Raw genomic sequence first — 23,771 nt, forward strand, 5'->3', positions numbered from 1 at the left:
ATCGTCGGGGCGGCCCGGAAGGGGTGATCGACGCGGTCGAGCAACTCGCGCCGAATGGTTTCGACAATGTCGAGAACGTGTTGAGCTACTCGCAGCGCGAGGCGATCGTGCGCGGCTATGCGACGAAGGCCGGCTTCGCCGCGGTGCCAGGCCTTGCGGCTGTCAAGGCGTGATACGCCGCCCTTCGGCTAGGATGGCGGCGGGGGCAGGAAGTGGATGTTGAACTCCGCAGCCATCGCGACAACGTCCTCGGGCTTCTGCTCTTTCATGTTGTGAAGGCCCCAGAACAGGTCATAAAGCTTGCGGCTCGGTGATACCCAGAACAGCACCTTCGCCGTCTGCTCCGCCTTGTTGAAGATGCCGTGCGGGACGCCCATGCCGAGGCGGATCAGGTCACCGGGCGTCGCCTGCGCTTCGGTATTGCCGAGCACGAAATCGAGCTTTCCCTCCAGCATATAGAGATACTCGTCCTGGTCCGGATGGATGTGCGGCGGCACGAAAGTGCCGGGCGGCAGCGTCGCATGCCAGGAGAAGCTGTGCTCGGCATAGCTCTTTGGCACGTAGGTCTGGCCGAGAATGTTCCAGGAAATGCCCTGGATACCTTCATTGGCCCTCGTGATGCCGGTGATCTCGCTCTTCACTTGAATTCCTCCCTTTACTCGACCATCGACTCGGCACTCAGTTCGCCGGTTTGCAGTCTTTTGCGTAACGGTCGCCGTAGTTCTCGAAGACCTTTTGAACGATCTCGGTCTGGAATTTTCCGTCAGGACGCTTGGCGACCTTGGTCAGATAGAAATCCTGGATCGGATAGCCGTTGGTGTTGAATTTGAAGGCGCCGCGCAGCGAGGTGAAGTCGGCTTTCTTCAGGGCCGCGCCTACGGCGTCCTTGTTGGCGAGGTCGCCTTTCACCCCCCTGACTGCGCTGTCGATCAACATCGCGGCGTCATAGGCCTGGAAAGCATAGGTGCCGGGCACGCTGTTGTAGGCAGCTTCATAGGCGCCGACGAACTTCTTGTTTTGCGGGTTGTCGAGGTTGGGCGCCCAGTTCGCGCCGCCGAACATGCCCACGGCCGCGTCCTGCTGCGCCGGCAAGGTTGACTCGTCCACCGTGAAGGCCGATAGCACCGGGATCGTATCGGCAAGCCCCGCCTGCCGGTACTGCTTGACGAGGTTGACGCCAAGGCCACCCGGCATGAACGTAAAGAGCGCATCGGGCTTGAGCGAGGAAATCTTCGAAAGCTCCGGCTGGAAGTCCAGCGTGTTGAGCGGCATATAGGATTCCTCGACGATTTCGCCCTTGTAGTCGAGCTTGAAGCCGGCCGCCGAATCCTTGCCGGCCTGATAGTTCGGCACCATCAAATACATGCGCTTGTAGCCGCGATCCTGGGCCACCTTGCCGAGGATCTCGTGCACCTGGTCATTCTGGTAGGAGGTCACATAGAAGAACGGGCTACAGTCCTTGCCGGCAAATGTCGATGGGCCGGCATTGGGGCTGATCAGGAATGTCTTTGATTCCGTGACCGGGCGGTGGATCGCCTGCAGGATGTTGGAGAAGATCGGCCCGACCACGAAATCGACCTTGTCGCGCTCGAGCAGGCCCTTGACCTTGGTCACCGTCGCATCCGGCTTCAGCTCGTCATCGACGACCACGACCTCGACATCGCGGCCGCCCATCTTGCCGCCGAGATCCTTGACCGCGAGCGCGAAACCGTCGCGAACCTGCTGGCCGAGCGCGGCGGCGGGGCCCGACAGGGTCACGATCACGCCGAGCTTGATCTTCTCCTGCGCAAATGCCGGGTCCAGTGCGGTACCGACGAGCAAAGCCAATCCGGCCAACCTCAGTTTCTTCTTCATGATCTTTTTCCCGATATGCTTGCGCTCACGCTACAGCCCTGTCGTTCGATCCAAGCTTATTCTGATGACGGCATCCGCGGCAAGCAGGGCCGAAGCCTGCTGCATCCTGCGTCGCGCCATCAGCCCGGCGCCATCAGCCCGGCGTCATCAGCCCGGCGCCATATGCAAGCGGCGCGCCAATTGCTTGAAGCCTAAAGAAATTCGACCCGCACTGGTTGTTCGGCGCGTTTTGGGCTTGCGGCGGCGCGAAAATTACTTGAAGCTCAAAACGACAGTTGGCTCGCTTCTGCCGCCAGTGCTGTGACATAGTGACCGCACCACGATGCTCGATTCCGAGACCAAGGCTGTTGAACTTCCGGAAGACCACGCCGAAGAGCTACGGCTGTGGTTGCGCCTGTTGACCTGCACGACCCTGATCGAGGGTGAGGTGCGCAGCCGCCTGCGGGAGCGGTTCGACGTCACGTTGCCTCGCTTCGATCTGATGGCGCAGCTCGACAAGGCGCCGGACGGCATGACCCTGTCCGATGTCTCCAAGCGCATGATGGTCTCCAACGGCAACGTCACTGGGCTCGTCGAACGTCTCGTGGAATCCGGGCACCTCGACCGCCGCACGTCCGATACCGACCGCCGCGTCCAGGTGATCCGGCTGACGAAGCTTGGCCGCGCCGAGTTTCGCAAGATGGCCGCGGAACACGAGACCTGGATCGCCGACGTCTTTGCCGATCTCACGCCAAAGGACGTGCGTGAATTGATGCGCCTGCTGGCCAAGACCAAAGCGTCCGCCCAGAAATCCGCTTCGCGCCGCAAACTGTAGGCCGTTCCGCGGCGAACTCTCCCCCTGCCGTCAGAAAAAACGCGTGATGTCCAAAATCTGCTATTGCGCCAAATTATTTTAAGCCTAAAATGATTTTGCTGCCGGGTGCTCTCCAAGCTGAAAGGAGCGTGCGATGGCTAACGCCGCCAAGGTTCAACTTCCGGGCTCGTATGATGGCAGGGTTGCAACGGCTCACGCCGACACCTTTGCCCTGCAACATCTGCCGCCCCGCGATCTATGGCCCGAATTCATCTTCACGCGGCCGGAGCTGCAATATCCGCCGCGATTGAACTGCGTCAGTTACTTCCTTGATCGCTGGGTCGAAGAGGGGCATGGCGATGCGCCCTGCGCGATCAGTCCTTCCGTGAGCTACAGCTATCGCGAGCTGCAACGGCTCGTGAACCGCATTGCCAACGTGCTGGTTGGCAAGCTTGGCCTCGTGACCGGCGGACGCGTCCTGCTCCGCTCGGCGAACAATCCCATGATGGTCGCGACCTATCTTGCGGTCATCAAGGCCGGTGGAATCGTGGTTGCGACCATGCCGCTATTGCGTGCCAAGGAGCTTCTGTATCCGATTCAGAAGGCCGAGATCACGCTGGCGCTGTGCGACGGCAAGCTGTGCGAGGATATGGAGAAGGCGAAAGCGGCAGCGCCCGGGCTGAAGCACGTCGTCTACTGGGGCACCGGTGCTGCCGACTCGCTGGAAGCGCTGACCGCGGACGCAAGCTCCGAGTTCGAGGCGGTCGACACGGCGTCCGACGATGTTTGCCTGATCGCGTTCACCTCGGGCACGACCGGCGATCCCAAGGGCACCATGCATTTCCACCGGGATATGCTGGCGGTCTGTGACGGCTATGCGCGCAATATCCTGCGGGCGAAGCAGGACGATCGTTTCATCGGCTCTGCGCCGCTCGCCTTTACGTTTGGCTTCGGCGGCGTGTTGTTCCCGATGCATATCGGCGCGTCCTTCGTCGTCCTGGAGAAGACCACGCCGGACGATTTTCTCGCGGCCATCGAGCGTTACAAGACCACGGTCTGCTTCACGGCGCCGACGGCATACCGCGCGATGCTCGGCAAGATCGCAGGCCGCGATATCTCGTCGTTGCGCAAGTGCGTGTCTGCCGGTGAGACCTTGCCCAAGCCGACATTCGACGCCTGGCTGCACGCAACGGGCATCAAATTGATGGATGGCATCGGCTCCACCGAATTGCTGCACATCTTCATCAGCGCGACGGAAGACGAGATTCGCCCAGGCGCGACCGGCAAGCCGGTGCCGGGCTATGAGGCAAAGATCGTCGATGATGACGGCAACGACGTGCCATCAGGCACGATGGGGCGCCTCGCGGTCCGCGGGCCGACCGGATGTCGCTACCTTGCCGACGAGCGGCAGCGCAAATATGTCCACAATGGCTGGAACATCACCGGCGACACCTATGTGATGGATGCCGATGGGTACTTCTGGTACCAGTCGCGCTCCGACGACATGATCGTTTCGGCCGGCTACAATATTGCCGGTACCGATGTCGAAGCCGCTCTTCTGACGCATCCGGCGGTCGCCGAATGCGGCGTCGTCGGGGCGCCCGATGAGGCGCGCGGCATGATCGTGAAGGCGTATGTGGTCCTCGCCCCCGGCGTCGTGCCGGACGCGCGGCTCGCGAGCGATCTGCAGGAGCACGTCAAGCGCGAGATCGCGCCTTACAAGTATCCGCGCGCGATCGAGTTCGTGGCGCAGTTGCCGAAGACCGAGACGGGCAAGTTGAAGCGCTTTGCCCTGCGGCAGATGGCGCAGGCGGCGGCCTCGTCGCCTGGCGTCGGTCCCAAATAAGAGAGGAATGGACGATTGTCTGCAACGACGCCGAAAAGCCCGCAGCTCGCAACGCTGCCAATCAGGGAAGATGCAGCCCCGATCCGGATCCTGCAGCCCTCCGGCTGGCCGATGCCGAAGGGCTATGCCAACGGCGTGGCCGCGGAGGGACGCATCGTCGTCACCGGCGGTGTGATCGGCTGGGATACGGAAGAGCGCCTCGCGGATGGCTTTGTCGCGCAGGTACGTCAGACGTTGAGCAATATCGCGGCGATCCTAGCCGAGGGTGGCGCGCGGCCGGAGCACCTCGTGCGTCTCACGTGGTATGTTGTTGATATGGACGAGTACCTGGCCAACCTGAAGGCGCTCGGCCAGATTTACCGGGAGATTCTTGGCGCGCATTATCCAGCGATGGCGCTGGTGCAGGTCGTCAGGCTGGTCGAGAAGGCGGCGCGCGTCGAAATCGAAGCCACCGCCGTAATCCCGCGCTGATGCACCGATCAGCTCGCCTTGGCGAGATCGTCGTCCTCCGGTGAGTTCAGATAGACGCCGGAGATGGTGTCGACCCAGCACAGGTGGTCGTGCACTTTCTTCACGCCGTCGATGTTCTCGGTCAGGACAATTGCCGCCCGGCGTGCGCTTTCGTCCGTGATGACGCCGCTCAGGTGGACAATGCCGTCGCTGACGATCACGTTCAGTCCGAACGGGCACCAGTCGTTCTTTTCCATCGCGTCAATGATGCGGCCGCGAATGTGATCGTCGTCCGCCGTGGGATCCGGCACCTGGCGGGCAAGGCTCGCTACTGCCTGGAGCAGGTTGGCGCGAGAGACGAGGCCGACGACCTTGTCGCCGCGCACCACGGGCAGGCGCTTGATGTTGTTCTGCTCCATGATGTCGACGATCTCGGCAAGGGCCGTATCCTCGGTGATGGTCACCGGCGACGTCGTCATCACCTCGGAAACCTTGCTGCCGTGTTCCTGAACGAAATCGCTGGCCGATTGGCCGGGGCCTAGGATGAACTTCAGCCAGCGGCCACGCTTGCGCTGGGTCCCGATCTCGCTGCGCCGGATGAAGTCGCCCTCCGACACGATTCCGACCAGCTTGCCGCTCTCGTCGACCACGGGAAGACCGCTGACATGGCGCTTGAGCATGATGTTGGCGGCTTCGACGATGGTGGTGTCGGGCGTGACCGAGATGACCGACCGGGTCATGATCTGGTGGGCGCGCATGGAATAACTCCGCATGTCCTGGCAGAATTCGATCTCACAAGGCTAATGCAGGCCGGGTTTGGCGGTTTGACGCAGGTCAATGGGGCAGCGCGGCCGCGCTTGACGCAGCTCAAGGTGCGCCCGGCCCATGGGCATATTCTGGAATTTATAAGTTCCAGGGCCAGCCAGGAGGTCACCTTGAGCGAACTCGCCAGACTGCAGGATTTTGCGCCCGGAAAGCTGGTATCGGATCCCGCCCGGCAGGTCGCGGAGGCGAACCAGCGTGCGTGCGATCTCATGTTCAGCGTGCAACGGCAGTTCCTTGACGAGATTGTATTTGTCGCCAACGAGCTCCTGGACCGGACGCAGACCGAGACACATTTGTTCGCGGAGTTCCTCTCGAAACTGGCCGCCTCGCACTCGGTCAAGGATTGGAGAACGCTCTGCGCCGAATGCGGCCAACATCAGCTCGATTTCATCCGGCGCGACTGCGACCGGATCTTCAAGCACGGCGACAGAGTGATCGCGACCACCGCCGGCCTCTTCAATGTTGCGTCTCGCGATTGAGCCCGAAATCGTAAAATACGGACGAAATGCGAGCCATGAGCGCCGGAAAGACCTCTCTCCTCCCGCGGGCTGAGGAGCCTGCTGCAGCGGCGGATCTGATTTCCGACGCGCCGGCAGGCACTGAGGCCTCCGATCCCGAAAAATCGGCCGAAGCAGTGGCCGCTGAGCCAGCCCCATCAGCGGAATCCTATCCGGTTGACCGAGCCTTGCATGCGATGCTGGCGCGGCTGACCGGCGGCATCTCGCCCATCGCTCTGTCGCTCGCCTATCTCGATTGGGCCTCGCACCTTGTGGGCGCGCCGCAGCGACAAATGGAGATTGCGAAGGACGCTGTTCGAGATGCGGGCCGGCTGCTCCAGGCCGCGGCACATGCGTCGACACCCAATCAGGACCCCTGGTCCGTAATCAAACCGCAGCCTCAGGATCGTCGCTTCGCCAGGCCCGAATGGGAAAGTCCTCCGTTCAACCTGCTGGCTCAGGCGTTTCTGTTGAGTGAGCAGTGGTGGCACAAGGCGACGACAGGTGTTCGAGGTGTGGCATCCGCCAACGAGGCGGTCGTGGAGTTCTCCGTGCGCCAGGTCCTCGACATGCTGGCGCCGTCGAACTTCGTCGCGACCAACCCGGAAGTGCTGCAAAGGGCCTTTCGGAGCGGCGGCCAAAATTTCGTATGCGGTTGGCAGAATTGGTGGAGCGACTTTCTGCGGATGCGTTCCACCAACAAGGCGGTCGGTGACGGAGAGTTCTCGGTCGGCAAGACGGTGGCGGCCTCGGCGGGAAAGGTGGTCTACCGCAACGAATTGATGGAGTTGATCCAGTATCACCCTGCCACGCAGAATGTCCGGCCTGAGCCAGTGCTGATCGTTCCGGCCTGGATCATGAAGTACTATATCCTCGATCTGTCACCAGAGAACTCCCTGGTGAAGTATCTCACCGGCGAGGGTTTAACCGTGTTCGCGATCTCGTGGCGCAATCCCGGCGTCGGCGACCGCGACGTTGCCTTCGACGATTATCGGAAGCTGGGCGTGAAGGCGGCGCTTGATGCGATCGCCTGCATCCAGCCGCGTCGGAAGGTCCATGCCCTCGGCTACTGCCTTGGGGGAACCCTATTGTCGATCACCGCCGCCGCTATGGCGCGCGACGGCGACAACCGCTTGAAGTCCATCACGTTGCTGGCCGCGCAAACGGATTTTACCGAAGCGGGCGAGCTGACGTTATTCACCAGCGAGAGCCAGGTCGCATTCCTCGAGGACATGATGTGGGAGCGCGGCTATCTCGACACCACGCAGATGGCCGGCGCCTTTCAGCTTCTGCGCTCGAACGACCTGATCTGGTCGCGGTTGTCCCACGACTATCTCTTGGGCGAGCGCGCACCGCCGAGCGATCTGATGGCCTGGAATGCGGATGCCACGCGTCTGCCGTATCGGATGCATTCGGAGTATCTGCGTCGACTGTTCCTCAACAACGATCTGGCGGAGGGGCGCTATCATGTCGACGGGCGCAATATCGCATTGTCAGACATTCACGCGCCGATGTTCGTGGTCGGCACGCTGAGGGATCACGTGGCGCCCTGGCGATCCGTCTACAAGATTCACTATCAGGTCGATGCCGACGTGACCTTCCTGTTGACCAGCGGCGGCCACAACGCGGGCATCGTGGCGCCGCCTGGCGAGCCGGGGCACAGCTACCAGGTGATGACCAAGGCGGCAGAAGCACCCTATGTCGGCTGTGACGAATGGTTCAAACGCGCACCGCATTTCAAGGGGTCGTGGTGGCCGGAATGGACCAAATGGCTTGTCGCGCGATCTGGCGATCTTTGCGAATCGCCTCAAATGGGGCTCGGCAATGTCGATCGACTCCCGGATGCGCCCGGCGAATACGTTCTGACCTAGTCAGCAGGCTCCGTGCCGAGCCTCAAGCGTGAAGCTCCAAAAGGCTTCGTCTTGTTTAGCTTCTCGTAGGCAGTCGCCGCTTTCTTCAGCAGCTCTTTCTTGCGCTTGCGACCGAGGAAGTGAAAGCCTACGGCCGAGCCTTCATCATTCAACGTCTTGGCAAGCACGCGGCCTCTCGCATCGTCATTGAGTTGCCCCAGGCTGCGTTGCGCCCGACGCAACTGTTTCAGAATGGCCTTCTGCTTTTCAAGCGACTCATCGACGAACAAGTCCTCGAGGGACTCGATCGCATAGGACAGTCGTTTGTTGAGCAGGCGCAAGTGATGCCGCTTCTTCACGCCGAGTTCGGCGAGCTTGCGAGACCTCTTCAGGAGGATCCTTTCCCACGCGGCCAGCTGCTGCGCCGCGTGTTCGGCAAGCGGGGAGCGGCGCAATCTGATGGCCTCCTTGCCTCGTCGGGTTGACCAGGGTCCACTCTCGATCCAGCCGGATGTCTGCTCGATCAGGCGGCGATATCGGACCGATCGCAGCGCCCGCGCCAAAAGACGATGGCTTTCTGCGCGCTTTTCCTGCCACGACTGAAGCTCGGCAATCAGGGCAAGCTCCTCGCCGCTGGCGGCAACAATTCGTTCGATCGCCACATCGAGATCGCGCACCATGCCGAGTTGCCGGTGTAGCCACTTCAGTTCGGCCCAGACGACCGGCCGCATGGCGTCGTCGACTATGGGAGAAAAGAAGCGGATGGCGGCGCGAAGGCGTGTGAGCGCTATGCGAATCTGGTGCAGGGCGTCGGGATCGCCGCTGCATGTTTCCTCGTGCTGGGCCATGACGGCATTGAGGTGACGGCGAGCCACGATTCGAAATGCGGTATCGCAGGCCATTGCCGCGCTCAGGCGAGCCGGTGAGGCGCTCCGTGCCGACGCCGGCTTGACGCGGGCGGGGGCCTCCGGTGTCGTGCTGCGTCGCGCCATCGCCTTGGTTACCTGCCCCCCGCCATCCCCGTCCGGCAACGGTCGCGCGTTTGCTCTGGCGTTCCTGAGGCGTCAACGATCCTCCAGTCCAGATCGCCGATATTATAGTGCTCCTGAAGCTCGGCAACCTCTCGCGTTGCATCTGACGCGTCGTCCCGCCGGCTGTCGATACGCGCCTGGCGCGTCGCCAGGTCCGCAATCAGAAAGAGCCCGCTCAGAGGGACGTTGCACGCCTGCGCCAGCGCGGCCATCCCGTTCCGCTCAGACTGCTGCGCAAAGACCGCATCGACGATGACGGAATGTCCCTGCGCCAGAACGTGCCGCGCGCGCTCGGTCAGGACATCATAGACCCGCGCGGTGACGTCGGGCTGATAGGCGGATTGCGGCAGCCGATCCGTTTCCCGGATCTGAAACAGCTGTTTTCGAACGACGTCGCTGCGCAGCACGACGGCGCCCGGCTGTGGCGGGACGAGGGGTGCGAGCATGCGCGCGAGCAGCGATTTTCCGGTCCCCGAAAGGCCGCCGACTGCGATCAAGCGGGGAGCCGGCGGATTGATCAGCGCCTGGGCCAGCCGAAAATAACGGCGCGCATCCTCGATGATCCCGCTCTCATCGGCGTGAGGCCGCGCCAGCTTCGCGAGCAGCACCTGGGCGCGGATCGCTGCGCGGATGGACATGAACAGCGGAAGCGCGCCGATCGCGTCGCGGTTTTCGGCCTCAGCCGTGACGAGATAGCGATTGAGGATCGCATTTGCGGCCGATTGCTGCTCGTAGTGCAGCAGGTCCATCAGCGTGAATCCGAGATCATAGAGTACGTCGATCGAAGCCATCTCCGGATCGAACTCGATGGCGTCGAACAGAACCGGCTGATTGTCGATCAGCACGATGTTTCCAAGATGCAGATCGCCGTGGCAGCGTCGCACGAAGCCCCGACGTCCGCGATCTCCGAGCAGGTCGCGGACGCGCAGGAATGCGTCATGTGAAGCCCGTGCCAACTCGTCGATCTCGGTCGTCGCGACATGGCTGCCCCGTCGCAGACCCTCGCCATTTCCGTCGATGAGCGCCGGGATCGTTGCAATCCAGCGAGGTGCCTCGACGCGCGCTGCGATCGCATGCGAGGCCGCGATCGCATCCGCGATGCCTGCCGCGAGATGCGCATCCAGCGGGCCCGCTTGTGCCAGGTGATCCAGCGTCCGGTTCTCATCGAAGCGGATCATGTCCACGGCGAACTCGATCGCCCGACCATCTCCTCCAATTCTCAGCGAGCCGTCATCATCCTCCGTGATCGCCACCACGCCCCGGTAGATTTGCGGCGCCAAGGGCTGGTTGATCCTGATTTCCTCCTCGCAGGCCGCCTTCCTCTTCTCCAGCGTCGAATAGTCAAGGAAGGGAAAGCGGACGGCCCGCTTGATCTTCAATGCGCGGTTGCCGTCGAGAAAAACCGAGGCCGCATGCGTATCGATCCGGGTTACGGCGGGCTGCTCGGTCAGGAATGCGAAGATCCGTTCCTGGGTCGAAGTGTCCGGGTGAGAGGTCGTCATGTGCCGATATCGTCAAGGCCGCAGCACGGCCGCTCCCAAAATCTGCCCGCCCCGCAACCTGCCCAGAACTTCGTTGGCCTCGCTCAGTGCAAAAACGGTGGTTTCGGTCCGGACGCCGGCCTGCAGCGCAATTTTCAGAAAATCCAACCCATCGTGACGGGTCAGGTTGGCGACGGAAAGCAGTTGCCGTTCCTCCCACAGCAGGCTGTAGGGAAAGCTCGGAATGTCGCTCATGTGAATGCCGGCGCAGACCACGCGGCCGCCTTTGCGGACCGCGCGCAAGGCGGCCGGCACGAGCTCGCCGGCAGGCGCGTAGATGATCGCGGCGTCGAGCGGCGCATCGGGCAGTTCGTCCGAAGCGCCAACCCAGACGGCACCGAGATTGCGCGCAAAATCCTGCGCCGCGATGTCGTCGCGGCGCGTAAAGGCGTAGACTGATCGCCCCTGCCAAACCGCGACCTGGGCGACGATGTGGCCCGCGGCTCCGAAGCCATAGATCCCGAGCCTTTCCGCATATCCTGCCATCACCAGCGAACGCCAGCCGATCAGGCCCGCGCATAGCAGCGGCGCGATCGCGACGTCGTCGCCATCCTCGCCAAGCGGGAATGCGTAGCGCGCATCGGCAATGGCATCCGTCGCATAGCCGCCGTCGCGGGTGCAGCCGGTGAACAATGGATGATCGCAGAGATTTTCCATGCCCTCGCGGCAGAACCGGCAGGTGCCGCAGGTGTAGCCGAGCCAGGGGATGCCGACGCGATCCCCTAGCCGATGCGTGGTCACGTCAGGCCCGACGAGATCGACGCGGCCGACGATCTCATGACCGGGGACGATCGGATAGCGGATGTCAGGCAGCTCGCCGTCAACCACATGAAGGTCAGTACGGCAGACGCCGCAGGCACTGACCTTCACCCGGATCTGGCCGTCGCCAGGGATCGGGTCCGGCCGCTCATCCATCCGCAGCCGCGCTCGCGGGCCGGGCAACACCATCGCACGCATCAGTCTCTCCCGAACCCATCGCAGGTATCATGTCAATCCTAGAGCATGATCCGGAAAAGTGTGGAGCGGTTTTTCCGAAAAGATCATGCTCAAACAACCACCTAAAGCGCGATGACGATTCCCCAATCTTATCGCGCTTTAGCGTGCGAACGCGGCAAGTCCTTGACGTCCATCAAATCGGCGACTTGCCGGCCGGCGGCTCCCCTTGGCCTTGATAAGGATCAAGGGCCGGGCGGGGAGGCGGTCTATTTTGACCGACAGAGGAGAATCCCGATGCCCATCAAGGACGTCTTGTTGCCGCTTGTTGGTGAGCCGAGCACGTCGGCACTGGCCGCGATCGAGACATGTGTGGCGGCAGCCGCCGATCTCGGTGCGAAGATCACCGCGTTCGCGGTGGAGGAGGATGTTCTCGTCCGGCCGAAAGTCGTGATCTCATCGGATCTGGACAATGCGGCGGAGGCTCATGCCCTGCGCAGTGTGACGGGGGTGCAGGATCTGTTGAATGCATTCAGGATCGCGGCATCCCGCTTGAACATTCGGGCTGACGGCCAGTTGCACAAAGTGGAAGCGGAGGCGATTGCGGCGGCGGTGGCGGAGCGCGCGCGCTACAGCGATCTCACGCTGGTCCCGGTCAAGGCCAACGACAGCCGGTCGGAACACCTCATCGAGCAATTGATTTTCGAATCCGGCCGACCGCTTTTGCTTTGTCCCGAAGCGCATGCCGACAAGCTGCGGGTTGAATTCGAGAACGTCATGATCGCGTGGGACCGTTCCGCGCCTGCGGCACGAGCCGTCGGCGATGCCCTGCCGATCCTCCAGGCGGCGGCCTCGGTTCGGATCATCACGGTGACGGACGACGCGGCCGACGACATCATGAAATCCGGGACCGGCCTCGTCGACCACCTCAGGGAGCACGGAGTCCCCGCGTCCTTTGAAACCGTGAAGATCGACGGCAGCTCGATCGGCAAGGTGCTCGGAAGCTGGGCAAAGGAGCATGCCATCGATGCGATCGTCATGGGAGCCTACCACCATTCCCGCCTGAACGAGATCGTCTGGGGCGGCGTGACCAAGACCGTCATCGGTGAGCCACCCTGTTGGGTTATGATGTCGCATTAGATGCTTCAGCCATCTGTCATGGCCGGGTTCCAAACACGTCGCCCGGCGCCGAGTGAATGATTGCGACATGTCGACCTATCGTCTGAAGAATTTGCTGTCGCCCCGATCGGTGGCACTCGTCGGGGCCAGCCCACGGCACGTGTCGGTCGGTCGTGCGGTCCTGGAAAACATCCGCAAGGCGAGCTTCAAGGGCGAGTTAGGGCTGGTGAACTCGCGCTATGCCGAGATCGCCGGCGTTCCGGCCGTCGACAGTCTCGACAGGCTGCCATTCGTGCCGGAACTCGTTGCCATCACCGCGCCGGCGGGCGAGGTGCCCGGCATCATCGAGCAGGCCGGCCGCCGTGGCTCGGCGGGCGCGCTGATCGTGACCGCGGGGCTCGGGCATGGTCCCGGATCTCTCGAAGAAGCGGCACTCGTCGCAGCGCAAAGATACGGCATGCGATTGATCGGTCCCAATTGCCTCGGGATCATGATGCCCGGCGCGAGCCTGAATGCGAGCTTCTCAGCTCACATGCCCGGCGCAGGCAGCCTGGCGCTGATCTCGCAGTCGGGCGCGATCGCTGCCGGCATGGTGGATTGGGCGGCACAGCGCGGCGTCGGCTTCTCCGGAATCGTCTCGATCGGCGACCAGCTCGACGTGGATATCGCCGATCTCCTCGACTACTTCGCGCTCGACCACAAGACGCGCGCGATCCTGCTTTATATCGAGGCGATCAAGGACGCACGGAAATTCATGTCGGCGGCGCGCGCCGCGGCGCGGGTCAAGCCGGTGGTCGTCGTGAAGTCCGGCCGCCTGGCGCAAGGCGCGCGCGCGGCCGCGACGCACACTGGAGCTCTCGCCGGCGCCGATGCCGTTTACGACGCAGCATTCCGCCGTGCCGGCATCCTGCGCGTGTCCGACCTGCGCGAGCTGTTCGACTGTGCGGAGACGCTCGGGCGCGTCGAATCGCCGAGCGGAAAGCGGCTTGCCATTCTGACCAATGGCGGCGGTATCGGTGTTCTCGCGGTCGATCGTCTCGTCGAGCTCGGCGGCATTCCCGCGCCCATGACGCCGGAGATGCGGCAAAACCTCGACGCGATACTGCCTTCGACCTGGTCGGGCGCAAATCCCGTCGATATCGTCGGCGATGCGGACGCCTCTCGCTACGCGGCTGCGCTCGAAGTACTGCTCGCCGATCCCGGCAACGACGCCGTGCTGGTGCTCAACGTCCAGACCGCGATCGCGTCCGCGTCCGATATCGCGACCACCGTGACTGAACTCGTCAGGAAATACCGCGAGCAGCATCGTAGCTGGGCCAAGCCCGTGCTCGCCGCCTGGGTCGGGGCCGAACAGACAATCGTGGAGACGCTCTCAAGCGCCGGCATCCCCAACTACCCGACAGAGGACGATGCTGTGCGCGGGTTCATGCACCTGGTGCGGCATCGCGAGCTGGTCGAGGAGATCACGCAGGTGCCGCCCGCGATGCCTGACTCATTTGCGCCCGACGTCGAAGCCGCAAGACAAATCGTGAGGGCCGCCATCGCGGATGGCCGCAAATGGCTCGAGCCGGTCGAGATCAAGCGGGTGCTCGAGGCCTACGATATTGCCATGGTGCCGACCTACGCGGCTGCCGATGTCGAGCAGGCGGTCGCTCATTCCAGGGAGATGTTCTCGCAGGGCGCCACCGTCGTACTCAAGATCCTGTCGCGCGACATCGTGCACAAGTCCGATGTTGGTGGGGTCGTCCTCAACTTGACCACACCCGACGCCGTGCGCGCTGCCGCTACCGACATTCTGGCCCGGGCGAGGAAGCTGCGGCCCGAGGCGCGCATTTCCGGCGTCATCGTGCAGGCCATGGTCGTGAAGGCGAAGGCGCGCGAGCTCATCCTCGGCCTTGCCGACGACCCGACCTTCGGCATGGTCGTCGTCTTCGGGCGGGGCGGCACCGCGGTCGAGATCATCAACGACAAGGCGCTGGCGCTGCCGCCGCTCGATCTGCAGCTTGCGCGCGACCTGATCGAGCTCACCCGCGTCTCGCGCCTGCTGCGCGCCTATCGCGACGTGCCGGCGGTCAAGCAGGACGCCGTCGCCATGGTGCTGGTCAAGCTCGCCCAGATGTCCGCTGACATTCCCGAGATCCGGGAGTTGGACATCAATCCGCTGCTTGCCGACGAGACCGGGGTGACGGCGGTCGATGCGCGCGTCGCGGTAGGGGCGCCGCAGCGAAAGTTCGCAGGCTCAGGGCCGGCCAATTTTGCCGTTCGCGCCTATCCGTCGCAATGGGAGCGTCACCTCGAGCTCAAGGAGGGCTGGCGCATCTTCGTGCGGCCGATGCGTCCCGAGGACGAGCCGACCATTCACGAATTCCTGCGGCACGTGACGCCGCACGATCTTCGCCTGCGCTTCTTCGCGCAGATGAAGGAGTTCACCCACCAGTTCATCGCGCGTCTGACGCAACTCGACTATGCCCGCGCCATGGCCTTCATCGCTTTCGACGAGGCGACCGGCGACATGGTTGGCGCGGTCCGCATCCATTCTGACTCGATCTACGAGACCGGCGAATACGCTATTCTGTTGCGGTCCGATCTGAAGGGCAGGGGACTCGGATGGGCCCTGATGCACCTGATCATCGAATATGCGAGATCGGAAGGACTGAAGGTCATATCGGGCGATGTGCTGCAGGAGAACATCGTGATGCTCGACATGTGCCGCCAGCTCGGCTTCGAAGTGAAGCCGGACCCGGTCGAGCCTGATATCTGCGACGTACGGCTGAAACTCTGAAGCGTAGCGTGGCCGCGGAAGCTCGCTCAACGTCTCTCGCTGGCAGGCAGCGTAATCGCATATGACGTAAGCGCTTGGGGCGCTGAAGTTTCCACATTGTCATGGCCGGGCTTGTCCCGGCCATCCACGCCTTACTTTGCAGCCCAAAGAACGTGGATGCCCGGGACAAGTCCGGGCATGACGGGCTCTTGTTACATTGCCCGCAAGCGAGAGAGGAGGGCACGTGTTTCGCGGCAACTATCATTTGCGTCAAGCATGGAGACGTGTGGCCGGCTTGAGGCAGGTCAATCGGGCTGCCATGCGCCGGCCTAGAAACGACGCATGCTAGCTTGGGACCGGTCGTCCCGAGGAGGTGTGATCTTGAACGCTGAACCTTTGTTGGCGGCGATGCCGTCCGGTGACGTGCTCGAACTGCGCCCAGCCGGGCCGTGGATCGCAGCCAATGTCTCGAAGCTCGAATCGCTGTCGCGCTCGGTGAAGGCCGATGTCGACCGGTCGAGGGCCGTGAAGCTGGACATGAGCGAGGTGAGCGAGCTCGATACGCTCGGCGCATGGTTGCTCGAGAAGCTGTCCCGCCGGGGCCCGTCGACGGGCAGCACCGCCGAGATCGTCGGCGTTGCCGACAATTATAGCGGGCTCATGGACGAGGTTCGTCAGGTCAATCGGCACAACCCGACGTCCCTGCCGATACCCAACCCGGCCTTGCTGCGGCTGAACGAGCTCGGCAAAGCCACGGTCGGCGCGCGGGAAGACATCGCGATCTTCCTGCAAATGCTGGGCGCGCTGTTCATGGCCTTGATTGGCGTGGTGCGGCGGCCGCGGTCGTTGCGGCTGACGTCGCTGGTCTATCAGCTCTACCGCATCGGCTGGCAGGCGATCCCGATCATCATGCTCATCACTTTCCTGATCGGCGCGATCATCGCGCAGCAGGGCTTTTTCCATTTCCGCAGGTTCGGCGCCGAGTCATATACGGTGGACATGGTCGGCATTCTGGTGCTGCGCGAGCTCGGCGTTTTGATCGTCGCCATCATGGTCGCCGGGCGGTCGGGCAGTGCCTATACCGCCGAGCTCGGCTCGATGAAGATGCGGGAGGAGATCGATGCGCTCGCGACCATGGGGCTCGATCCGGTCGACGTGCTGATCCTGCCGCGCGTGATGGCGCTCGTCATCGCCCTGCCGATCCTGGCCTTCATCGGATCGATTGCCGCTCTCTATGGCGGCGGCCTGGTCGCCCAATTTTACGGTGACATGGGGCCGGCTATCTATCTCGCGCGGCTGCACGAGGCGATCTCGGTCACCCATTTCGAGGTCGGCATCCTCAAGGCGCCGTTCATGGCGCTGGTGATCGGCATCGTCGCCTGCAGCGAGGGGCTGCGGGTGAAGGGCAGCGCGGAATCGCTGGGCAAGCAGACGACGACATCGGTGGTGAAGTCGATCTTCCTCGTCATCGTGCTGGACGGCCTGTTTGCGATCTTCTTTGCCTCGATCGGAATGTGACGATGGCGGATACGTTACAGGCATTTGCGATCCGCGTCCGCGATCTCGTAGTCGGCTTCGGCCACCAGACCGTGCTCGATCATTTGTCGCTCGATGTCCGCCGTGGCGAGATCCTCGGGCTGGTCGGCGCGTCGGGTGGCGGCAAATCGGTTCTCATGCGCACCATCATCGGCCTGATCCCATGCCGAAGCGGTGAGATCGACGTGATGGGCCAGCCGATCGGCTCGACGCACGACCGCAGCACCCAGAGCGTCGCGAGCCAATGGGGCATCTTGTTTCAGCAGGGTGCGCTGTTCTCATCGCTGACGGTGCGGCAGAACATCCAGTTTCCGCTCCGCGAAAATCTCGTCCTGTCGCAGGAGTTGATGGACGAGATCGCGACTGCAAAGCTCGAGATGGTGGGGTTGCGGCCGCAGGACGGCGACAAATATCCGGCAGAACTATCCGGCGGCATGACCAAGCGCGTCGCGCTGGCGCGCGCGCTGGCACTAGACCCGCCGATCCTGTTCCTGGACGAGCCGACCTCAGGCCTCGATCCGATCGCCGCCGGCGATTTCGATGCGTTGATCAAGACCCTGCAGAGGACGTTGGGGCTCACCGTGTTCATGGTCACCCATGATCTGGCCAGCCTTACGACCGTATGCGATCGCGTCGCTGCACTTGCGGACGGAAAGATCGTGGCCATCGGGCCGATGCGCGAGCTGCTTCAATCCGAGCATCCCTGGGTGCGAGCCTATTTCCACGGCAAGCGCTCCCAGATGCTGCAACCTCAGATGAGATGAGACATGGAAACCCGCGCACCCTACGTTCTGATCGGCGCCTTCGTGATGGCTGCGATTCTTGCTGTCTTCGGCTTCATCTACTGGCTGAACAACACCGGCGGTATTGGGCCGCGGACGAGCTACCACGTGCAGTTCCAGGGCCCCGTGCCCGGACTTCTGGTCGGCGCGGGCGTGCTGTTCAACGGCATCCGCGTCGGTGAGGTCGCCGCGCTTGCGCTTGCTCCGGACAATCCGCGCTTCGTCAATGCGACGATCTCGGTGGCCTCCGCCACGCCAGTGCGTGCCGACACCAGGGTAGGCCTGGATTTCCAGGGCCTGACCGGCGTGCCGGTGGTGGCGCTCGAGGGCGGGATGATCGTCGCAAAGCCGGGCGAGATGCCGGTGCTGATCGCAGATGCCGGCGCCGGACAGAGCATGACTCAGGCGGCGCGCGATGCTCTGCGCCGCGTGGATTCGGTGCTCGAAGAGAACTCCGGGCCGCTCAAGGACACGATCGCCAATTTCAAGACCTTCTCGGAAGGGCTTGCGCGCAACACCGGCAAACTCGACGGCATTGTCGCCGGATTGGAGAAGATGACGGGCGGTGGTGCTCCAGCCCAGAAGATCACCTATGATCTCCGTGCCCCGCAAAATATCGGTCCTGTCGGCAAGACCCTGACGGAGGCACTGGCGATCCCCGAGCCGACCGCGGTCGCGATGTTGCAGACACAGCGGATGCTGTTCTCGCCGACCGGCGACTATCCCGGCTTCGCCGAGTTCCTGTGGGCCGACAGCATTCCCAAGCTTCTGCAGGCGAGGCTGATCGACAGTTTCGAGAACTATGACATGGCGCATGCGCCGTTGCGGACGAGCGACATCGGTCAGGCGGACCATCAGCTCCTGATCGACATCAGGCGCTTCCGGATCTCGACCGACGGTGATCCGGTTGCCGAGATTGGCCTGTCGGCGAGGATCGTCGACAAGAACGGCAAGGTGATCGCCTCGCGTCTTCTGGAGGCCAGCGAAAAGCTCGACAAGATCGAGCCGGCCGCCGCAGTCGAGGCTTTCAACGCTGCGTTTGCGCAGATTGCAAAGGAACTGATCGGCTGGACCGTGCAGTCGGTCTAGCCAGCGCTATTCCAGCGTCTTCAGATAAGACAGGAGATCGTGGATCTGGTCCGGATTGAGCTCGAAGGCGGGCATGTCCGGATGGCCGGTATAGATGCCCTCCGCGAGCGCTTCGCCGAGCGTCTCGATCGGGTAGCGTTGATGCAACGTCCGGAATGCCGGAGCGATCTTCAGCGGGCTTTCCGACCTGCGGTCGATGGCATGGCAGCGCGCGCAATTGGCGCGCGCGTAGGCCTTGCCGCGTTGCTCGGCCTTGGAGGCGGCGAGGGCCGGTGTTGCCAGGAGAAGCGCGATCAGGATCTGACGAAGCGTGAATTGCAGCATGAAGGGATTGGTCTCGAAGGGGCCGGCACAGAGAATACGGAGGCGGCGCATCGCAAAATTGATCTGGGTCAACTGCATCTGTGACAAGGCAGTAAAATGCCGAAGCGCGGCAGACTCGGCTTAAGGCCGGAGGCGGGTGCGCCTGGCTGGAGCGATGAATGAAGTCTTCCCTGGTTGCAATCGAACCCAACAGGCACTTCTGCAGGGAGTGCTCGATACGTGATTTCAGCATGTGCGCTTCGCTCGATGCGGCTGAACTCAGGGAGTTCGAGCATCTGGGGCGCCGTGTGCATTTTATCGCCGGCGAGACGGTATTTTCCGAGGAAGACATCACGACATCCTTCTACAATCTTCTCGAAGGCGTGATGCGACTCTACAAGCTGTTGCCGGATGGGCGGCGGCAAATCGTCGGCTTCGCGCTGCCCGGCGACTTCCTGGGGATGAATGTCTCCGGTCGCTACAACTTCTCTGCGGACGCGATCGGCCCCGTGACGGTCTGCCAGTTTGCCAAGGCCGCGTTCGGCCGTTTCATCGAGGACAGGCCGCATCTCCTGCGCCGTATCAACGAGCTCGCCGTGCGCGAGTTGAGCCAGGCTCGCGATCACATGGTCCTGCTGGGACGCCGTTCGGCGGAGGAGAAGGTCGCAACCTTTCTCCTGGGCTGGCGCGAGCGCCTGACACTGCTCAACGGGCCGTCAGGCACGGTGCCCCTGCCGATGAGCCGCCAGGATATCGCCGACTATCTTGGACTGACCATCGAAACGGTCAGCCGCACCTTCACCAAGCTCGAGCGTGTCGGCGTGATCCAGATCCTCCATGGCGGTATCAGCCTGCTTGATCCGGCGCGCGCCGAGGCACTGGCGGCTGCCTGAGAGACCTCTTTACCATGGTGATCGCTGATTTTTGATCGCGATCAAGGACGACGATCGGCGGCCGCGCATACTGCCCAGGTTGATGAAAGCTCAGGGGGGCAGCACCATGCCGATCGATGCGCTGTTGATGACCATTGCCGTTGTGACCGTCTTCGTCGCCTTCGCGGCGGTGTTGGCATGGGCGGACCGCCAAACGAGGCCTAACCAGCTCAAGTCGAACGAAACAGCCTTCAAACATTGAGGCGGCTGAGGTCATAGCCTCATTGGCGTGACCTGAGATGGAGTTGGTGGAAGGTCCATCTTGGCCCTGCGAGGCAAAGGCCGTGCATCGCCGCGCTTATGGTTAATTCGCAACTCAGCATCGCGCGCATCCCTTTGATGCAGCCTGTGGATGCGCACCTTGGGGCGGCGGGAACGCTCCCTTTCCCGGCACTTGCCCTAAAGTGCATATGTGTGGTTTCCGGTTGAAAAGCCCGGTAACGTTGACTACGCAGGAACCCCAGTACCTCGCAGTCTTAGGAGTCCGACGGCGTGCCTCAGGACAAGACCAGCGATCCCCGACAGTCGTCGGGCAACAAGCTTTCGGTGCTGCGCAAGCATCCGATCTTCGCTGATCTGGAGCCGGAGGCGCTCGACCAGCTCTGCCGCTATGCCAAGCACACCACCGTCAAGCGCGGCGCGACGATCGCCGCGAAGGGCGATCCCGGCAACAACCTTTTTGCGGTCATCACCGGAACTGTAAAAATTTCCTCCTCTTCGCCCGATGGCCGAAACGCCATCCTCAATTTGATCGGTCCAGGAGAAATTTTTGGTGAGATCGCGGTGCTCGATGGTGCGCCACGGTCGGCAGACGCCACCGCCAACACCAATTGCGAGCTCTACATCATCGATCGGCGGGATTTCCTTCCGTTCGTGAAGAGCCAGCCTGAATTGGCGATGAAGTTTATCGAGCTGCTCTGCGGCCGGCTACGCTGGACCAGCCAGCAGGTCGAGCAGGTGATCTTGCAGAACCTGCCGGGACGGCTCGCCAGTGCGCTGCTCGGCCTGACCGAGGAGCGCAAGCTCGATTCCGGCAGCGGAACCCTCGCGATCACCCAGCAGGAGATCAGCGAGATGGTCGGCATGACCCGCGAGAGCATCAACAAGCAGTTGCGCGCCTGGGCCGCGCGGAGCTGGGTCCGCCTCGAGCATGGCGCCATCGTCGTGCTCGACATCGACGCGTTGCGCGAGCTTGCCGAAAGCGGTCTCGAAGGCGGGTGACAACGTTCGGTGTCAGCCGTCGATGATAGCGACGGCTCGCGTCCAGCCTGCCGAAGCCCGTTCGATCTTCACGGGGAAGCAGGAGATCGTGAAGCCCGTCGACGGCAGCTTCTCCAGATTGTGCAGTTTCTCGAGATGGCAGTAGCCGATGTGACGCCCCGCCTTGTGACCTTCCCAGATCAGCTTCGCATCCTTCGTCTCAGCATATCTCTTGCCGGTATGGACGAACGGCGCGTCCCAGCTCCAGCCGTCGGTGCCGGTCAGCCGCACGCCGCGCTCGAGCAGATACATCGTGGCCTCATAGCCCATGCCGCAGCCTGAATTGACGTAGTCGGCGCGCCCGAATTTCGCGCCGGCGCTGGTGTTGACGACGACGATCTCGAGCGGCGATAGCGTGTGCCCGATACGCGCGAGCTCCTTCTCCACGTCGGCGGCGGTCGCCACATGGCCGTCTGGCAGATGGCGGAAGTCGAGCTTGACGCCGGGCTGCAGGCACCACTCGAGCGGCACCTCGTCGATCGTCCAGGCGCGCTCGCCGCGGTTCATGGTGGGATGGAAATGCCAGGGCGCATCGAGATGCGTGCCATTGTGGGTCGACAGCGATACCTGCTCCACCGCCCAGCCTTGACCATCGGGCAGATCCTCGGCCTTCAGCCCGTCGAAGAACTGCAGCATGCGCGGCAGCCCCTGCTGATGATCGATGTACTGGATCGTCGGATGGTTGCCGGGCGGGTCGGCCGGCACGTCATTCTGCAACGGCACCGAGATGTCGATCAGCTTCCGCGGCATGGCATTCCCTCAAGACGGTCCGGTGTTTCGGGCATCTTGGGGGGCCTCCATTGGCGACGTCAAGTGACGCGCCGGCGACGTCAAGTGACGCGCTGGCGAGGTCAGGGGACGCGCCGGCGACATCAAGCCAGCCTGCCGAAGGCGAGTCGCGGCCGGGTGCATCGATGCAACTCTTGCATTGATCGATGCCGTATTTGGCTTGGACAGGGAATGCCGCCCGCCCTAGGGACGACAAGGGCGACTTCGCGCTGATGCAGCGCGTCCGCTCAGGGACGGGGCGACCGTCTCGACCGAACCTCCAAACCGCAACCAATAGCGGTCGAGCATAAGACGAGAGGAACATCCATGGGTACATTGAGCATCGTTACCACGCGCTGCGCTGGCTGGGGCCTTCGATCCCGCCGCAGCACCACGGCGGGGAGGTCAACCTTCGCGACGCCGAGGACTTCGCGGCCGCGATGATGAAGCAGCCGAATCCGCCCGACTCCCTCGCACACAATGCTACCAAGGTGGTGCGCGTGTGACGCTTGACTTCGCACCTGAAGAGGAGCGCCTTAAGGCGGCCCGCAGCACCTGCGCAACGACGACATAATCAAGTGAGGAGGAAAGACCAGATGAAGACACTAACCGGCATCATCACGGCCGTTGCGCTGGCGGTCACAGCGCCCCTGGCGACCGCACGCGATTTCCGCTCCGCCGACGTACACCCCGCCGATTATCCGACCGTCGAAGCCGTCAGGTCAATGGGCAAGGAGCTCGCAACGGCGAGCGGTGGGAAGCTCGGCGTGAAGGTGTTTCCAAATGGAGCCCTGGGCTCTGAGAAGGACACCATCGAGCAGCTCAAGATCGGCGCGCTCGACATGATGCGGATCAACGCATCGCCGTTGAACAACTTCGTGCCGGAAACCATCGCATTGTGTCTGCCGTTCGTCTTCCGGGACACGCAGCACATGCGCAACGTTCTCGACGGGCCGATCGGCGATGAAATCCTGGCGGCGATGGAGCCCGCGGGTCTCATCGGCCTTGCCTATTACGACAGCGGCGCGCGCTCCATCTACACCGTCAAGGCGCCGATCAAGTCGCTCGCGGACGTCAAGGGCCTGAAGATCCGCGTCCAGCAATCCGACCTTTGGGTCGGCATGATCCAGACCCTCGGGGCCAACCCGACGCCGATGCCGTATGGCGAGGTCTATACCGCGCTCAAGACCGGTCTGGTTGACGCCGCCGAGAACAACTGGCCCTCTTACGAATCGTCGCGGCATTTCGAGGCAGCCAAGTTCTACAATGTCACCGAACACTCCTTGGCGCCCGAAGTTTTGGTGATGTCTAAGAAGGTCTGGGACACGCTGAGCAAGGAGGATCAGGCGATGATCCGCAAGGCGGCCAAGAACTCGGTGCCCGTGATGCGCAAGCTCTGGGACGAGCGCGAGCAGGCCTCCCGCAAGACCGTCGAAGCGGCCGGCGTTCAGGTCGTCACGATCGCCAACAAGCAGGAGTTCGTCGATGCGATGAAGCCGGTGTACGACAAGTTCGCCGGTGACGAAAAGCTGAAGAGCCTCGTCAAGCGTATCCAGGACACGAAGTAGGAAGAACGCGTCGGCTTCCGGCGTCGCCGAGCG

General features: G+C 62.8%; 22 protein-coding genes and 1 pseudogene. 15 read left to right on the plus strand and 8 right to left on the minus strand.

Translation table 11 applies throughout. The features are described 5' to 3' along the window. Positions 1-173 (plus strand): annotated as a pseudogene (locus SO139_RS07690) (flavin-dependent oxidoreductase); the annotation flags it as partial. 15 nt (positions 174-188) lie between these two features. Here SO139_RS07690 and SO139_RS07695 read toward each other — a convergent pair. Beyond that, positions 189-641, minus strand: a complete 453-nt coding sequence (locus SO139_RS07695; RefSeq protein ID WP_449380102.1) for a cupin domain-containing protein — start codon at positions 639-641, stop codon at positions 189-191. Between the two features lie 37 nt (positions 642-678). Continuing rightward, entirely contained in the window at positions 679-1,854 is a 1,176-nt protein-coding gene (locus SO139_RS07700) for an ABC transporter substrate-binding protein (RefSeq protein ID WP_498539855.1), read from the minus strand. A 322-nt stretch (positions 1,855-2,176) separates the two neighbouring features. Between SO139_RS07700 and SO139_RS07705 the strand changes: the two genes are divergently transcribed. From SO139_RS07705 to SO139_RS07715, 3 genes are all read left to right on the plus strand, one after another. Further along, the gene (locus tag SO139_RS07705) at positions 2,177-2,668 is read left to right on the plus strand and encodes a MarR family winged helix-turn-helix transcriptional regulator (protein ID WP_449380104.1); all 492 of its coding nucleotides are present in this window, start codon (positions 2,177-2,179) and stop codon (positions 2,666-2,668) included. Between the two features lie 133 nt (positions 2,669-2,801). Beyond that, positions 2,802-4,493: a benzoate-CoA ligase family protein gene (locus tag SO139_RS07710; protein ID WP_449380105.1), complete on the plus strand. Its 1,692-nt coding sequence runs from the start codon at positions 2,802-2,804 to the stop codon at positions 4,491-4,493. A 15-nt stretch (positions 4,494-4,508) separates the two neighbouring features. Next, positions 4,509-4,964 (plus strand): RidA family protein, encoded by a 456-nt coding sequence (locus SO139_RS07715; RefSeq protein WP_449380106.1) that lies wholly within the window; start codon positions 4,509-4,511, stop codon positions 4,962-4,964. A gap of 8 nt (positions 4,965-4,972) precedes the next feature. Here the strand turns inward: SO139_RS07715 and SO139_RS07720 are convergent, their stop codons facing one another. Next, the gene (locus SO139_RS07720; protein ID WP_449380107.1) at positions 4,973-5,701 is read right to left on the minus strand and encodes a CBS domain-containing protein; all 729 of its coding nucleotides are present in this window, start codon (positions 5,699-5,701) and stop codon (positions 4,973-4,975) included. Positions 5,702-5,800: 99 nt separating this feature from the next. On the opposite strand from SO139_RS07720, the gene SO139_RS07725 reads away from it, so the two are divergent. Both SO139_RS07725 and SO139_RS07730 read left to right on the plus strand, forming a co-directional pair. Continuing rightward, positions 5,801-6,247 carry a hypothetical protein gene (locus tag SO139_RS07725; RefSeq protein WP_449380108.1) on the plus strand — a complete coding sequence of 149 codons (447 nt, stop codon included), beginning with the start codon at positions 5,801-5,803 and terminating at the stop codon, positions 6,245-6,247. A 35-nt stretch (positions 6,248-6,282) separates the two neighbouring features. Next, complete coding sequence (locus SO139_RS07730; protein ID WP_498539856.1) at positions 6,283-8,136, plus strand: PHA/PHB synthase family protein; 1,854 nt, start codon at positions 6,283-6,285, stop codon at positions 8,134-8,136. Here the strand turns inward: SO139_RS07730 and SO139_RS07735 are convergent. Genes SO139_RS07735 through SO139_RS07745 form a run of 3 tightly spaced genes read right to left on the minus strand, consistent with a single transcriptional unit; the run spans position 8,133 to position 11,644 of the window. Next, positions 8,133-9,107, minus strand: a complete 975-nt coding sequence (locus SO139_RS07735) for a CHAD domain-containing protein (RefSeq protein WP_498539857.1) — start codon at positions 9,105-9,107, stop codon at positions 8,133-8,135. The genes SO139_RS07730 and SO139_RS07735 overlap by 4 nt on opposite strands. Before the next feature lie 8 nt (positions 9,108-9,115). Continuing rightward, positions 9,116-10,648 carry a bifunctional aminoglycoside phosphotransferase/ATP-binding protein gene (locus tag SO139_RS07740; RefSeq protein WP_498539858.1) on the minus strand — a complete coding sequence of 511 codons (1,533 nt, stop codon included), beginning with the start codon at positions 10,646-10,648 and terminating at the stop codon, positions 9,116-9,118. Positions 10,649-10,660: 12 nt separating this feature from the next. Then, positions 10,661-11,644 carry a zinc-dependent alcohol dehydrogenase family protein gene (locus SO139_RS07745; RefSeq protein WP_498539859.1) on the minus strand — a complete coding sequence of 328 codons (984 nt, stop codon included), beginning with the start codon at positions 11,642-11,644 and terminating at the stop codon, positions 10,661-10,663. A gap of 273 nt (positions 11,645-11,917) precedes the next feature. Here SO139_RS07745 and SO139_RS07750 point away from each other — a divergent pair, with 273 nt between their 5' ends. The 5 genes from SO139_RS07750 (at position 11,918) to SO139_RS07770 (ending at position 18,907) form a co-directional block, all read left to right on the plus strand. Continuing rightward, positions 11,918-12,760, plus strand: coding sequence for a universal stress protein (locus tag SO139_RS07750; RefSeq protein ID WP_498539860.1), 843 nt, complete (start codon positions 11,918-11,920; stop codon positions 12,758-12,760). A gap of 67 nt (positions 12,761-12,827) precedes the next feature. Further along, positions 12,828-15,521 (plus strand): bifunctional acetate--CoA ligase family protein/GNAT family N-acetyltransferase, encoded by a 2,694-nt coding sequence (locus SO139_RS07755; RefSeq protein ID WP_498539861.1) that lies wholly within the window; start codon positions 12,828-12,830, stop codon positions 15,519-15,521. A gap of 360 nt (positions 15,522-15,881) precedes the next feature. After that, the gene (locus tag SO139_RS07760; RefSeq protein ID WP_449380115.1) at positions 15,882-17,018 is read left to right on the plus strand and encodes an ABC transporter permease; all 1,137 of its coding nucleotides are present in this window, start codon (positions 15,882-15,884) and stop codon (positions 17,016-17,018) included. 2 nt (positions 17,019-17,020) lie between these two features. Further along, on the plus strand, positions 17,021-17,800 hold the full coding sequence (locus SO139_RS07765; protein ID WP_498539862.1) for an ABC transporter ATP-binding protein: 780 nt from the start codon (positions 17,021-17,023) through the stop codon (positions 17,798-17,800). Between the two features lie 3 nt (positions 17,801-17,803). Then, on the plus strand, positions 17,804-18,907 hold the full coding sequence (locus SO139_RS07770) for an ABC-type transport auxiliary lipoprotein family protein (RefSeq protein WP_449380117.1): 1,104 nt from the start codon (positions 17,804-17,806) through the stop codon (positions 18,905-18,907). A 6-nt stretch (positions 18,908-18,913) separates the two neighbouring features. On the opposite strand, the gene SO139_RS07775 is transcribed toward SO139_RS07770, so the two are convergent. After that, complete coding sequence (locus tag SO139_RS07775; RefSeq protein ID WP_498539940.1) at positions 18,914-19,231, minus strand: c-type cytochrome; 318 nt, start codon at positions 19,229-19,231, stop codon at positions 18,914-18,916. Between the two features lie 158 nt (positions 19,232-19,389). On the opposite strand from SO139_RS07775, the gene SO139_RS07780 reads away from it, so the two are divergent. The 3 genes from SO139_RS07780 to SO139_RS07790 all read left to right on the plus strand — a co-directional run bounded on the left by SO139_RS07780 (position 19,390) and on the right by SO139_RS07790 (position 21,363). Continuing rightward, a complete protein-coding gene (locus SO139_RS07780) occupies positions 19,390-20,103 on the plus strand; it encodes a Crp/Fnr family transcriptional regulator (protein WP_498539863.1) in 714 nt (237 codons plus the stop codon). Between the two features lie 31 nt (positions 20,104-20,134). Next, positions 20,135-20,344 (plus strand): hypothetical protein, encoded by a 210-nt coding sequence (locus SO139_RS07785; RefSeq protein WP_449380119.1) that lies wholly within the window; start codon positions 20,135-20,137, stop codon positions 20,342-20,344. 290 nt (positions 20,345-20,634) lie between these two features. Next, the gene (locus SO139_RS07790) at positions 20,635-21,363 is read left to right on the plus strand and encodes a Crp/Fnr family transcriptional regulator (protein WP_449380120.1); all 729 of its coding nucleotides are present in this window, start codon (positions 20,635-20,637) and stop codon (positions 21,361-21,363) included. Between the two features lie 12 nt (positions 21,364-21,375). On the opposite strand, the gene SO139_RS07795 is transcribed toward SO139_RS07790, so the two are convergent. Next, positions 21,376-22,152, minus strand: coding sequence for a cyclase family protein (locus SO139_RS07795; protein ID WP_498539864.1), 777 nt, complete (start codon positions 22,150-22,152; stop codon positions 21,376-21,378). A gap of 614 nt (positions 22,153-22,766) precedes the next feature. Between SO139_RS07795 and SO139_RS07800 the strand changes: the two genes are divergently transcribed. Beyond that, positions 22,767-23,738 carry a TRAP transporter substrate-binding protein gene (locus SO139_RS07800; protein ID WP_498539865.1) on the plus strand — a complete coding sequence of 324 codons (972 nt, stop codon included), beginning with the start codon at positions 22,767-22,769 and terminating at the stop codon, positions 23,736-23,738. Positions 23,739-23,771 lie beyond the last annotated feature (33 nt).

This window comes from Bradyrhizobium sp. UFLA05-89, assembly GCF_059803475.1.